The organism is Actinoplanes sp. HUAS TT8 (assembly GCF_051380535.1).
Taxonomy (GTDB): Bacteria; Actinomycetota; Actinomycetes; order Mycobacteriales; family Micromonosporaceae; genus Actinoplanes.
The window spans coordinates 3,386,054-3,398,191 of record NZ_CP195646.1 but is presented as its reverse complement, the minus strand read 5'-3'; the positions used below and the strand labels follow the sequence as shown (position 1 = coordinate 3,398,191).

Genomic DNA, 12,138 nt, shown 5'->3' with positions numbered 1-12,138 from the left:
TCCCCGCCGATATTCCGAATACCGCCGGTTATACCATTTCCGGATGCCGGACGACGATCTCCAGGAACTGGCGGAACGGGCCGCGGCCGGGTCGCGCACCGATCTTCAGGAATTGTTGCACCGGATTCACGTACGGCGTCTCGCGCACGCCGGCGCGCGACGGGTCCTGGCCGACGCCGCGGACGTCGAGGACGCCGCCCAGGAGACGCTCATCGCGGTCGCGCGGGGTATCCATACTTTCGAGGGACGTTCACGTTTTACCAGCTGGTTGCACCGAATCGCGGTCAACGCGGCCCTGGAGATCGTGCGCCGCAAGAGCCGGGCCGGGTCACCCACGGACGAGCCGCCGGAGCTCGGCGCGACGCTGCGGCGGATGAGTTCGGTGGCCGCCACCAGGATGGACGTGGACAATGCGCTGCGACGATTGCCGGACGAATATCGAGAGGCGTTGCGGCTCCGCGAATTCGATCAGAGATCGTACGAGGAAATTGCCGATCTTCTGCATTTACCGATCGGCACGGTGCGGTCGCGAATTTCTCGCGCGCGTCGCCTGATCGGGGTCTATCTGCATCTCGCGCCCGGTTTGCCGGAGTAGACGGCTACCGATCGAGCACGGTTGCGCGCACTCTGTAACGGGAACATCACGATCCCGCTCCGACGGCCCGGAAGGAGCACCGGTGTCGCTCAGCTGGCCCTGGGCCCTGCTCGCCCTCGTGACCGTCCCGCTTCTGCCCGCCGCGCGGTGGTGGTTCCACCGTCGCCGCCGCCGCGCCGCGGTCGTCGTCTCCAGCGTCGCCCTGATCCGCGCCGCCGTGCCCGGCCCGAGCGCCTGGCGCCGGCGCGTCCCGGTGGCGCTGTTCCTGGCCGGGCTCCTGGCCCTGGCCGTGACCGTGGCCCGGCCGCAGGCGACGGTCGCCGTGCCCCGGGCCGACACGTCGATCCTGCTGGCGATCGACGTGTCCGGTTCGATGTGCTCGACCGACGTCTCCCCCAACCGCCTGGGCGCGGCGATCGACTCGGCCCGTGACTTCATCCGGCGCACCGACCGCGGCACCCGGATCGGCCTGGTCGCGTTCTCCGGTACGGCCGGCCTGGCCGTGCCCCCGACGACCGATCGTGATCAGCTGCTCGACGCCGTCGGCAAGTTCCGTACCGCCCTGGGCACGGCGATCGGCGAGGCGATCCTGACCTCGATCGACGCGATCGCCGAGTACAACCCGACGGTCGCGCAGACCGGTGTGGAGCTGGCCGCCGACTCGACCGGCGGGTTCGAGCCGGACACGATCGTGGTGCTGACCGACGGGTCGAACACGACCGGGGTCGACCCGCTGATCGCCGCCGGTCAGGCCGCCGCCCGGCATCTGCGGGTGTTCACGATCGGCTTCGGGACCACCCATCCGGGACCGATGGTGTGCGACCCGGGGCAGATCACCAGCGGGTCGTTCGGGGCCGGGCCCGACCCGGGCGGCGGTTACGGCCAGTCCCTGGAGATCGACGAGAAGTCGCTGACCGAGGTCGCCGAGACGACCGGCGGCCGCTACTTCCGGGCCGAGGACGCCGGGCAGCTCAACGACGCGCTGACCGGGCTGCGGCGCGAGATCGGCCTGCACAAGCAGAAGACCGAGACCACCGTGTGGTGGCTGCTGGGCGGGTCCGTGCTGGTCGTGGCCGCGATCTTCCTGTCCCTGTGGTGGCGGCGGCCGTCACCCGGCCGCCGGTAGGTCGTAGGCGGCCCGATGGGCCGACACCTCGTCCATGTGGTTCTCGGCCCACGCCTTCAGCCCGCGCATCATCTGCTGCAGGGACAGGCCCAGCTCGGTCAGCTCGTAGGTGACGGTCACCGGGACGGTCGGGGTCACGGTCCGGGTGAGCAGGCCGTCGCGCTCCAGGGCGCGCAGGGTCTGGGTGAGCATCTTCTGGCTGACCCCGGCCAGCAGGCGCGACAACTCCGAGTAGCGCATCGGGCGGGGATCGCCGGCGCAGTCCGGGCCGCTGCCGAGCGCGGTCAGGATCAGCGTGACCCACTTGCCGGAGATGCGTTCCAGCATCTTGTGACTGGGCAGACGGCCAGGAAGGCGTCGTACTCGGCCTTGGTTCTCGCTTGCACGTTACGCACTTTAAGGTGCCTACTTCCCGATGGGAAGTTACTCCCTCATGGTGGACGCCATGAACACATCACTTCCCGGTGGCACCTGGACGCTCGGGGACCTGAGCGTCACCCGCTTCGGCTACGGGGCCATGCAGCTGGCCGGCCCGTGGGTCATGGGGCCGCCGGCCGACCGTGCCGGGGCGGTCGCCGTGCTCCGCGAGGCCGTCGCGCTCGGCGTCACCCACATCGACACCGCGGACGCGTACGGGCCGCGCTTCACCAACGAGATCATCCGCGAGGCGCTGCACCCCTATCCGGCGTCGCTGCACGTCGTCACCAAGGTCGGCGCGACCCGCGGCCCGCAGGGCGGCTGGCCGCCGGCCCGGGATCCGGCGAGCCTGCGCCGGGCCGTCCACGACAACCTGTCGGCGCTCGGCCTGGACGTCCTCGACGTGGTCAACCTGCGCCTGGGCGACGCCACCGGGCCACAGGCCGGGTCCCTGGCCGAGGCCTTCTCGACGCTGGCCGAACTCCGGTCGCAGGGGCTGATCCGGCACCTCGGGGTGAGCAACGCGACGGCCGACCAGGTCGCCGAGGCCCAGAGCATCGCCCCGATCGTGTGCGTGCAGAACGGCTACAACCTGGCCAACCGCGATGACGACCCGCTGATCGACTCGCTCGCCGCGCAGGGCATCGCCTTCGTGCCGTTCTTCCCCCTGGGCGGCTTCACCCCGCTGCAGTCGGCCGCCCTGACCTCGGTGGCCGACCGCCACGCCGCCACCCCGATGTCGGTGGCGCTGGCCTGGCTGCTCCGGCGCTCCCCGAACATCCTGCTCATCCCCGGCACGTCGTCGGTCGCGCACCTGCGCGAGAACGCCACCGGCGCCGGCCTGGCTCTCACCGGGGACGATCTCGCCGAGCTGGACAAGATCGGCAACTGAACGATCGATGCCCGCGGCCGTGGTGGCCGCGGGCATCGATGGCCGGGAACCGGGATCACTCCGCGGCGGCGACCTCGGCGGGAGCCTTGGCGGCGCGGCGGGCGGCCCAGAGGATCAGGGCGGCGCAGAGGGCGGTGAGCACCAGCGTCGCCGTGGTGACGGCGTTCTCGAAGGTGTGGATGCCGGCGGCGGTGGCGCCCACCCCGATCAGGGTTCCGCCGAGCGCGGCGGCCACGATCGTGCCGGTCACGGCCATGCCGACGCTGCTGGCGACCTCCTGGCTGGTGTCGCTCATGGCCGCGCCGATGGCGGTCTGGTCCTCGGGGAGACCGCGCATCACGGTGACGCCGGCGATGGTGGCGACGACCCGCATGCCGGCCGCGGTCAGGGCCAGGGCGATGGCGATCCACACGTAGTTCTGACGGCCGAGGACACCGTAGATGAGCAGGCCGGCCAGGAAGGACGAGGCGCCGAGGACGGCGGCGAGCCGGGTGCCCAGCTTGTCGACGATCTTCTCGACGAACGGGCCGATCGCGATCAGCACGACGACCTGCGGCAGGTTGCCGAGCGCGGCCTGCGCCGGGGACCAGCCCCAGACGAGCTGCAGTTGCAGGGTGACGGTGAAGCCGATGACCGCCATGCCGAGGCCGAGTGATGCCTCGTAGGCCAGGCTGGCCGACACGGCCGGGCGCTTGAGCAGTGTGAAGTCGAAGACCGGGTGGGCCGTGGTGCGTTCCCGGACGACGAAGGCGATGGCCGCGAGCACCGCGCCGGCGCCGGCCAGCCACGGGGCGGTGCTGCTCCAGCCGTCCTCGACGGCCAGGGTGGCGGTCCAGAGGGCCAGAATGATCGTGGCGGTGCCGAGCAGGGCGCCGGGCAGGTCGAGCGGTGAGCTGTTGCGTTTGGCCGGGTCATCGGCCGGGATGCCGAAGCGGATGCAGCCGATGGCCAGCACAGCGATCGGCACGTTCATGACGAGCAGCGTCTGCCAGGGCAGGACCGACAGGACCAGGCCGCCCAGGGTGGGGCCGACGGCCATGCCGACCAGGCCGACGGTGGCGATCAGGGAGGTGGCCCGCATCAGCAGGTTCTCCTGGTCGAAGAGCCGGAAGCAGAGGGCCATGGTACCGGGGGCGGTCATGGCCGCGGTGACGCCGATCGCGGCGCGGACGGCGATCAGCTGCCCGGGGGTGGTCACGAACAGGACCATGAGGTTGGCCAGGGCGAACAGGACCAGCCCGATGAGCATGACCCTGCGGGTGCCGTACCGGTCGGAGATCGCGCCGAAGGCGATCATCAGGCCGCCGAAGAGCAGCGAGTAGCCCGAGGTGATCCACTGCAGGGCGGCCGTGGAGGCGTCGAGCTCCTTGGCGATGGTCGGCAGGGCCACGTTGAGCACGGAGTTGTCGAGCATCTCGACGAGGAAGACGACGGACAGGCCGAGGATGGCGGGCCACACGGCCCGCAGGGAGGTGGCGGAGCGGGTGGTCTTCTCCTCCGGCACCTCCAGGACGTCGGTACTCATGGCGATCCTCCTTCTGGAATGGCGTTCCATTACTCCATCAGTCTGGAATGCCGTTCCAGTCCGTGTCAAGATGTAGTCATGTCACAGACACGTAGCCGGGGCCGGCGCACCGACGCCCTGTCCAAGGAGGTCGTCGTCCGCGCCGCCGTCGAGCTGCTCGACGAGCACGGCGAGCGGGGCTTCACCTTCAAGCTGCTCACCGAACGGCTGCAGACCGGTGCCGGTGCGGTCTACTGGCACGTCGCGAACAAGGACGAGCTGGTCCTGCTCGCCACCGACAAGGTGATCGGCGACGCCCTGGCCGCCCTTAGCCCCGAGGCCGGCGCCGACGCCGAGACCCGGCTGCACACGCTGCTGCTGACCATGTACGACGTCCTCGACCACCACTCCTGGGCGGCCCCGCACGTCGTCGCCGGCCACGCCATGCCCAGCGCACTGCTCCTGCTGGAGCGCATCGGCAGCCTGATCGCCGAGACCGCCCTGCCCGCCCAGCGGCACTTCGCCGCCGCCACCGCGCTCTTCCTCTATCTGGTCGGCGTCACCGCGCAGGACAGCGCCCACGCCAAGACGGTCGAGCCGGGCGTCAGCCGCGACGAGCTCCTCGGCCAGGAGGCCGACCGCTGGGCCGCCCTCGACCCGGCGACGTTCCCGTTCATCACCCGCATCGCCGCCGAGCTGGGCGACCACAGCGACCGCGACCAGTTCATCACCGGCGTCGACCTGTTCCTGGACGGCCTGCGCGCCCACGGCTGAGCGATGGCCGAAACTGTGGGAAGCTGGTCTGCACGGACATGGCCGGGAGCGGTCACGACGGCGAGGCTTGGGGCATGACGATGATCGACGTGCCCGACACGAAACTGGCCCGTGAGGCCACCGAGCTGGTCCGCGACACCACCGACGAGCTGATCTACCACCACTCCCGCCGGGTCTACCTGTTCGGCGCGCGCCAGGGCCGCAACCGCGACCTCAGCTTCGACCCCGAGCTGCTCTACGTCGGCGCGATGTTCCACGACCTCGGGCTGGGCGAGAGGTTCCGGGGCAGCGGCCGGCGCTTCGAGGTGGACGGCGCCGACGAGGCCCGCCGGTTCCTGCAGGAGCGCGGCGTGCCCGAGGACAGCGTCCGGCGGGTGTGGCTGGCGATCGCGTTGCACACCACGCCCGGCATCCCGCAGTTCCTCGAACCGGAGGTCGCGTTGGTGACGGCGGGCGTCGAGTACGACGTACTGGGAATGGAATTTGATCGCATCAGTCCCGAGGAACGCGCGGAGATCACGGCGCTGCACCCGCGGCCGGATTTCAAGCGCCGCATCCTCGCCGCCTTCACCGCCGGCATCGCGCCCAAGCCGGAGACCACGTTCGGCAACGTCAAGGCCGACGTCCTGGGGCACTTCGTGCCCGATTTCCAGAAGACCGATTTTGTACGGACGATCCTGGACTCCCCGTGGCCCGAGTGACCCACGTCGTGGCGATCCTGGCCTTCGACGGCGTCCAGCTGCTCGACGTGACCGGGCCGGCCGAGGTCTTCACGACGGCCAACGCGTTCGGGGCGGCCTACGACGTGCGCCTGATCTCCGGAACCGGCACCGATGTGACCACCTCGTCCGGCGTCCGCCTGGGCGCCGGCCCCGCCCCGGACCGGCCGCGGCGACTGGGCACCCTGCTCGTGCCCGGTCGCCCGGACTGGCGCAACGCGGTCCGCGACGAGGTCACGATGGCCGCCGTGACCGGCCTGGCGCCGCGGGCCGGCCGGATCGCGTCGGTCTGCGCGGGCGCGTTCCTGCTGGCCGAGGCCGGTCTGCTCGACGACCGGCGCGCGACCACGCACTGGCAGCTGGCCGCCGAGCTGGCCCGGGCCTACCCGTCGGTCCGGGTCGACCGTGACTCGATCTTCGCCCGGGACGGCCGGGTGTTCACGTCGGCCGGGGTGACCGCCGGGATCGACCTGGCCCTCGCCCTGGTCGAGGCCGACCACGGTCCCGGCCCGGCCCGGGAGGTGGCCCGCCAGCTCGTCGTCTTCATGGCCCGGCCGGCCGGCCAGTCCCAGTTCAGCGCCCGCCTGAGCATCCGCGAGTCCGACCACCCGGTGCTGCGCGCGGCCATGGACGCGGTCACCGGTGACCCGGCCGCCGACCACACCGCGGACCGGCTGGCCGCCCGGGTCGGCGTCAGCCCGCGCCACCTGACCCGGCTGTTCCGCACCCACACCGGCCTGAGCCCGGGCCAGTACGTGGAGTCGATCCGCGTCGAGGCCGCCCAGGCCCTCCTGGAGGACGCCACCGGCTCGGTCGAGGCCGTCGCCGCAACCGCCGGTTTCGGCTCCTCCGAGACCATGCGCCGCGTCTTCCACCAGCACCTGGGCGTCTCCCCCACCACCTACCGGGCCCGGTTCCGCACCACCGCCGCCACCAGCTCGACGGACGCCGATCGGGTGGCCGGCGAAACGCACTCACCGACCGGCTGAGAAGCAAAGAGGTTCGGCGGTCGCATGTCCGACATGTCGCCGGGGGCTGGGCGGGGACGTCGCCGCCGATCGATTGCGGACACCCGTGGGTGAATTCCGGGCTGAGCAGGGGTGATCCCCCAGTGGCGGCGTCCGGCGGGTAGGGCCATGATCTACCCCATGATGGAGACCGAGCTTCCGCGGACCGGTGTGCAGGACGTCGACTGGTCGCTGGTGGAGGACGGCTCCGCCGTACGGCAGATGCTCCTGAATCTGGCCGGCGGTGACGCCGCGGCCCGGACCACCGCATTGCGGAGCCTCTATCGGATCGCCCCCGACGGCGCCGACGTCCGGCCGTGGGTCGCCGCCGCCCTGCCCGTGCTGCTCGGCCTGGTCGCCGACACCGGGCAGGCCGATCGTGGGCGGGTGTTGCGGCTGGCCGGGGATCTGGCCGGGGCCGACCGCACCTGGCAGATGTCCGGCGAAACGCTGCGGGCCAAACGGATCCTGGCCGAGTACGAGGGTCTGACCGCGCTGCTGACCGACGAGGATCCGCAGGTCCGTGACGCCGCCGCCTACACCGTCCGGGCCGTGTGCCGGCTCTCGGCCGAGCTGGTCGAGCTGCTCTGGGAACGCTACATCGAGGAGCCGGACCCGGGCGTGCGCCTCACCCTGGTCGGCAGTGGCGTGCTGGCCGGGGCGATCGGCACCGGCTACGAGCCGACCAAACGGCTGCTCGCGTGGGTCGCCGACACCGACGCCGACCTGCGGGTGCGCACGACCGCGCTGGCCGAGCTGGTGTCGATGACCAATCCGCCGCCGTTCGACGTGGAGATCGCCCGGGACACCGTGCTGGAGGCGTACCGGGAGGGGCTGAACCGTGAGCCGGCCCCGCTGGACGACCTGGTGGCGCCGCTGCTGGCCGGGCAGTGGCTGGCCGCGCGGCAGTGGACGCCCGGGTATCCGCAGGTGGTGAGCGTGGTCCGGGCCGCCTACAGGAACGATGTGACTCCGCAGCTGGACCTGCTCGAACGGATGCTGGAGCTGGACGGGTGGGACGCGCGGCAGGACGCGCTGTACGAGGCCCGGTCGCTGGTGCCGCGGCTGCGCGGGCCGTACGGGCCGCTGGTCGACCGGGCCGCCGAGCTGATGCGCGACCGCGACCCGCAGGTCCGGGCGGCGGCGTTGAGCCTGCTCAGCAGCATCGGTGAGCTGGCCCGGCCGGGCGCCGACGCGGTCTGGGCCGATCTGTCCGGTGGCGGCTACTGGATCAACGACGCCGGGTCGGGTCCGGTTCTGGCCATGGCCGCGCGACTTCTGGCCGAGCTGCGTGACGAACGCCTCCTGCCGACCCTGGAACGCATGCTGGACGAGGCGCCCGAGGTCGGTGACCTGCACCGCAGCATCGCCGAGTACGGGTTCGCGGCCCGTGCCCTGAGCCGGACCCTGCGGCGGCGGCTGCGCAGCACCGAGGACGAGACGGAGTACGCGGGGCTGTTGCGCGCGCTGACCGCGGTCGCCCCGGGCGAGGCGGCCGAGCACCTGGCCGAGGAACCGATCAGCCTGGAGACGCTCGATCTCCTGGCCCGGGCCGGGCGGTCCGCGGCCGGCCGGGTTTCCGACATAAGAGCAACCCTTACCTGCGGTGATCCGCTGCTGGAGCTGGCCGGGGCGCGGGCGATCTGGCGGGTGGCCGGGGACGCCGAGGCCGCCGCGGGCGTCTACGACCGGTACTTCGACGACCGCAAGGCCGACCCGGAACACGCCGTGGCCGCCCTCGACGGCCTGCGCGAGCTGCGCATCCGCGTCAAGGACCGGGCCCGCCGGATGGTCCGGCTGCGCCGCCGCCAGGCCAACGGCGCGGTCCTCGCCGCGGTCGCCGACGCGCTGTGGTGGGTGGCCGGGAACCAGGACGCGGCGCGGGCGCTGGGCCCGGTGTGGGAGGCGGTGCCGCGCGAACGCCCACGCATCGCCCGGCTGTGGCTGGCCACCGGCGACGTGCGCTACGGCGCCCGCTACGCCCGGGCCGAGCTGGCCCTGCCACTGCGGCACAACCTGCGCGGACACGGCGGGCGGCCGGCCGAGATCACCGAGGACGAGCAGCTGCTCGCCCTGTGCCGGGAGATCGTGGCCCAGGCGGGCTGACTACCATCGGCGCGTGGACGACCGGGAACTCGTGCTGTGCGCCCAGAACGGTGACGTGGCCGCGCTCGGCGTGCTGCTGCGGCGGCACGAGGCCGGCATGCGGGCGGTCGCGCTGAGCCTGCTCGGGTACGGGCCGGACGCCGAGGACGCGGTGCAGGACGCGATGGTCACCGCCGTGCGCCGGATCGGGGACGTACGTGACCCGTCGGCCGCCGGGGCGTGGTTGCGGACCGCGGTCCGGAACAACTGCCGGATGCAATTACGGTCACGGTCGCCGCTGCCGGTGGCCGAGCCCGAGTGGTTCCTGCCGCCGGTGGGCGGCGTCGAGGAGCTGATCGAGCGGGCGGCGACGCGGGACTGGGTGTGGTACGCGATCGGGGAGCTATCCGAGGGCGATCGCCTGGTGACGGTGTTGCGGCACTTCAGCAGCGTCACGTCGTACGCTCAGATCGCTCTGGTCTGTGGTCTTCCGATCGGCACCGTGCGCAGTCGGCTGAGCCACGCGCACCGGACGCTGACCGGTCTCCTGCGGGCCGGTGCCGAGCGGGCATTTCCGGACATCACCCCGCACCTCGGGGCCCGGGAGCGGGAGGCCGCCGACGCGCTGACCGCGGCGATGCGCGGGGATTTCCGGGACGTCGTGGACGACCTGTGGTGGCCGGACGCGGCCATGTCGGTGCCGGCGTCCGGTCAGGGCGGTGGCCGCGAGTTCGCGCTGCGCGGCATGGAGTGCGACCTCGCCTCCGGGGTGCGGCAGCGGCTGGTCAACGTCGTGGCCGGGCACGACGTGCTGATCTGGGAGACCGAGCTGATCAGCGACCACTGCCCGCCGGGCGCAGTCTGGTTGCACAAAATCGACAAAGGTCGCATCCGGCGCCTCACGCTGTGTCACGCCGAAACTACTTCGCCCCGGTAGCGAACTTTTCCGCACGCTCGCGCATCTGGTCCGGTCATCGCACCATCGGATCGGAGATCATCGTGAGCATCACCACCCACCAGATCAGCGTCGACGGCGTCCGGCAGGTCTATCACGTCGCCGGCCGCGGCCCGGTCTGCGTCGCGCACTCCGGCGGTCCCGGCATCGACTGGGCGTACCTGCGGATGCCGCGGCTGGAGCAGCACTACACCATGGTCTACCTGGAGCCGATCGGCACCAGGGACTCCGGGCGCCTGGAGAGTTACGCGCTTTCGACGTACGTCGATTTCCTGGCGGCCGTGGTGTCGGAAATCGGCGCGACCCAGGTGTACGTTCTCGGTCACTCGCACGGCGGTTTCGTCGTGCAGCAGTACGCACTCGACCACCCGGAGAAGGTGGCCGGGATCGTCCTCTACGACACCTCGCCGGTCACCGGCGCCGAGTTCTGGGACTCGGCGATGGCCGGCGTGATCGCCTACGCGTCGGTGGATCCGGCGGTGCCGGCCGCGTTCGAGAAGGCGGTCACGGCAACCGACGACGACGCACTGTCGGTGGCGCTGCGGCAGGCCGTGCCGGTGTACTTCGCGGACTTCCCGCACCGGCGCGACGAGTTCGCCGCCTTCGTCGCCGGGGTCCGGGCCTGGGCCGTTCCGCAGGACCCGAAGCCGTTCGACGTGCGGGACCGCCTCGGTGAGATCACCGCGCCGACGGTGATCGTCGTCGGGGCGCACGACTTCATCTGCGGGCCGAGGTGGGCGGCGATGCTGCACGACGGGATCGCCGGATCGCGGCTGGTCGAGCTGCCATCGAGCGGACATTTCGGGCACATCGAGGAGCCTTCGGCGTTCGCCGACGCGGTGATCGCGCTGTTGGGCTGAGTGCGACCGGGGAGCGCCGCGGTTAGTTGGCCGCCAGGACCCGGGCGGCCTCCCGCACCGCGTCCACGTTCTTGACCCCGGCGCGGGAGCCGTTCAACTTGGCGGTGATGTGTTCCTGGACCGTCACCGGCTCGTAGAGCGGCTCCTCCCCGGCCGGCACGAACCCCGGCAGCGGCGCGATCACCGCGTCGGCGTTGCCGTCGTGGAAGAACGCGGCCGACCGCCGCCGCTCGATCGTCCCGTCGATCACCGGCGGCTTCACCCGGTGCAGCGTCGACATCCAGACGTCGTTGGTCAGCCGGGCCGACACGTCCCCGAGGTTGATCAGCAGCGCGCCGTCGGCCGGCTGCACGTCGTGCCAGACGTTGTCGGTGCCGAGCACCTGCAGCCCGGCGACCTGGTCGGCCCAGAGGACGGTGACGATGCCGTAGTCGGTGTGCTCGCCCATCCCGGTGAGGTCGGCCCCCAGCTCGATCGCGCCGGGTTCGAGCGCGTAGTTGTTCATCCGCAGCACGTCGATCGAGTCACCGGTGATCTTCTCGAAGAAGTCCGGTTCCACCCCCAGCGCGGCGGCGAAGATGCTGGTCAGCGTGTGCGCGACCCGGCGTGCCTGGGTGAAGTGGGCGATCACCCGCTGCTCGAAGCCGCCCGGTTCGTCCGGCCACGTGTTGGTGCCGACGCCGATGTTGAACGCCTCGAAGAAGTCGTTCATCCGGGTCACCGGGTCCACGCCCAGGCTGTAGCTGAGCGACTCGCTCTTCGGCGGGCTGTATCCGCGGTTCTCCGCGGCCGGCCGGACGTAGGTCTTCTTCGCTTCGAGGGTCTGCCCGAAGAATCCGTCCATGGCATCGGCCAGCCCGCCCATGACCGATTCGGGCACGCCGTGCCCGACGATCTGGATGAACCCGACGGTCCGGCACGCGTGGTCGAGCTCCCGGGCCACCTGCGCCCTGGCCTCGGGCGAGCCGTCGGTGACCCATGCGCTGATGTCCACGGTCGGGACGAGAAATGCGGACGACATGACCCCAGTCTGCGCGACGGTTGTTTCCGCCACGGTGCGTCGGCCGAATAATCGGATGACCCGGCGGCCGGGATCCTCATATGATCTCGGCGCGGTGGGCGGCTCCCCGCGGTGCTTCCTTCTCATACCTCTGATGATTTAGCGTCGCGACTCTCCGCCCACCGCCTCACGGGGAGGCACACA

The 12,138-nt window shown here is 71.5% G+C and carries 11 protein-coding genes and 1 pseudogene; 9 read left to right on the top strand and 3 right to left on the bottom strand.

All coding sequences use genetic code 11. The annotated features are described in order from the left end of the window. Nucleotides 1–43 precede the first annotated feature (43 nt). Together ACSHV8_RS15175 and ACSHV8_RS15170 are read left to right on the top strand one after the other, a co-directional pair. The gene (locus ACSHV8_RS15175) at nt 44–595 is read left to right on the top strand and encodes a sigma-70 family RNA polymerase sigma factor (RefSeq protein ID WP_436533478.1); all 552 of its coding nucleotides are present in this window, start codon (nt 44–46) and stop codon (nt 593–595) included. An 82-nt stretch (nt 596–677) separates the two neighbouring features. After that, on the top strand, nt 678–1,721 hold the full coding sequence (locus ACSHV8_RS15170; RefSeq protein WP_436533476.1) for a VWA domain-containing protein: 1,044 nt from the start codon (nt 678–680) through the stop codon (nt 1,719–1,721). Here ACSHV8_RS15170 and ACSHV8_RS15165 read toward each other — a convergent pair. Then, a pseudogene (locus ACSHV8_RS15165) lies at nt 1,704–2,116 on the bottom strand (winged helix-turn-helix transcriptional regulator). The gene ACSHV8_RS15170 and the pseudogene ACSHV8_RS15165 sit on opposite strands and share 18 nt — an antisense overlap. Before the next feature lie 50 nt (nt 2,117–2,166). Here ACSHV8_RS15165 and ACSHV8_RS15160 point away from each other — a divergent pair. Then, nucleotides 2,167–3,030 carry an aldo/keto reductase family oxidoreductase gene (locus ACSHV8_RS15160; protein ID WP_436533475.1) on the top strand — a complete coding sequence of 288 codons (864 nt, stop codon included), beginning with the start codon at nt 2,167–2,169 and terminating at the stop codon, nt 3,028–3,030. Nucleotides 3,031–3,085: 55 nt separating this feature from the next. On the opposite strand, the gene ACSHV8_RS15155 is transcribed toward ACSHV8_RS15160, so the two are convergent. Continuing rightward, nucleotides 3,086–4,555 (bottom strand): MFS transporter, encoded by a 1,470-nt coding sequence (locus ACSHV8_RS15155; protein WP_436533473.1) that lies wholly within the window; start codon nt 4,553–4,555, stop codon nt 3,086–3,088. 78 nt (nt 4,556–4,633) lie between these two features. Here ACSHV8_RS15155 and ACSHV8_RS15150 point away from each other — a divergent pair, with 78 nt between their 5' ends. The 6 genes from ACSHV8_RS15150 to ACSHV8_RS15125 all read left to right on the top strand — a co-directional run bounded on the left by ACSHV8_RS15150 (nt 4,634) and on the right by ACSHV8_RS15125 (nt 10,934). Then, the gene (locus ACSHV8_RS15150) at nt 4,634–5,308 is read left to right on the top strand and encodes a TetR/AcrR family transcriptional regulator (protein ID WP_436533471.1); all 675 of its coding nucleotides are present in this window, start codon (nt 4,634–4,636) and stop codon (nt 5,306–5,308) included. A gap of 74 nt (nt 5,309–5,382) precedes the next feature. Next, nucleotides 5,383–6,009 (top strand): HD domain-containing protein, encoded by a 627-nt coding sequence (locus tag ACSHV8_RS15145; RefSeq protein WP_436533469.1) that lies wholly within the window; start codon nt 5,383–5,385, stop codon nt 6,007–6,009. Further along, a complete protein-coding gene (locus ACSHV8_RS15140) occupies nt 5,997–7,016 on the top strand; it encodes a GlxA family transcriptional regulator (RefSeq protein ID WP_436533467.1) in 1,020 nt (339 codons plus the stop codon). Before ACSHV8_RS15145 ends, ACSHV8_RS15140 begins: the two co-directional genes overlap by 13 nt. Before the next feature lie 159 nt (nt 7,017–7,175). Beyond that, the gene (locus ACSHV8_RS15135) at nt 7,176–9,140 is read left to right on the top strand and encodes a hypothetical protein (RefSeq protein WP_436533465.1); all 1,965 of its coding nucleotides are present in this window, start codon (nt 7,176–7,178) and stop codon (nt 9,138–9,140) included. A gap of 13 nt (nt 9,141–9,153) precedes the next feature. Next, the gene (locus ACSHV8_RS15130) at nt 9,154–10,056 is read left to right on the top strand and encodes an RNA polymerase sigma factor (protein ID WP_436533463.1); all 903 of its coding nucleotides are present in this window, start codon (nt 9,154–9,156) and stop codon (nt 10,054–10,056) included. 62 nt (nt 10,057–10,118) lie between these two features. Then, entirely contained in the window at nt 10,119–10,934 is an 816-nt protein-coding gene (locus ACSHV8_RS15125; protein WP_436533461.1) for an alpha/beta fold hydrolase, read from the top strand. A 22-nt stretch (nt 10,935–10,956) separates the two neighbouring features. Here ACSHV8_RS15125 and ACSHV8_RS15120 read toward each other — a convergent pair whose 3' ends face one another. Next, complete coding sequence (locus ACSHV8_RS15120) at nt 10,957–11,955, bottom strand: isopenicillin N synthase family dioxygenase (protein WP_436533459.1); 999 nt, start codon at nt 11,953–11,955, stop codon at nt 10,957–10,959. Between the last annotated feature and the right edge of the window lie 183 nt (nt 11,956–12,138).

Excerpts from the sequence above, each read along its gene's own strand:
- ACSHV8_RS15160 (WP_436533475.1), top strand. The coding sequence starts at position 2,167 with ATGAACACATCACTTCCCGGTGGCACCTGGACGCTCGGGGACCTGAGC.
- ACSHV8_RS15155 (WP_436533473.1), bottom strand. The coding sequence starts at position 4,555 with ATGAGTACCGACGTCCTGGAGGTGCCGGAGGAGAAGACCACCCGCTCC.
- ACSHV8_RS15175 (WP_436533478.1), top strand. The coding sequence starts at position 44 with ATGCCGGACGACGATCTCCAGGAACTGGCGGAACGGGCCGCGGCCGGG.
- ACSHV8_RS15150 (WP_436533471.1), top strand. The coding sequence starts at position 4,634 with ATGTCACAGACACGTAGCCGGGGCCGGCGCACCGACGCCCTGTCCAAG.
- ACSHV8_RS15135 (WP_436533465.1), top strand. The coding sequence starts at position 7,176 with ATGATGGAGACCGAGCTTCCGCGGACCGGTGTGCAGGACGTCGACTGG.
- ACSHV8_RS15120 (WP_436533459.1), bottom strand. The coding sequence starts at position 11,955 with ATGTCGTCCGCATTTCTCGTCCCGACCGTGGACATCAGCGCATGGGTC.
- ACSHV8_RS15145 (WP_436533469.1), top strand. The coding sequence starts at position 5,383 with ATGACGATGATCGACGTGCCCGACACGAAACTGGCCCGTGAGGCCACC.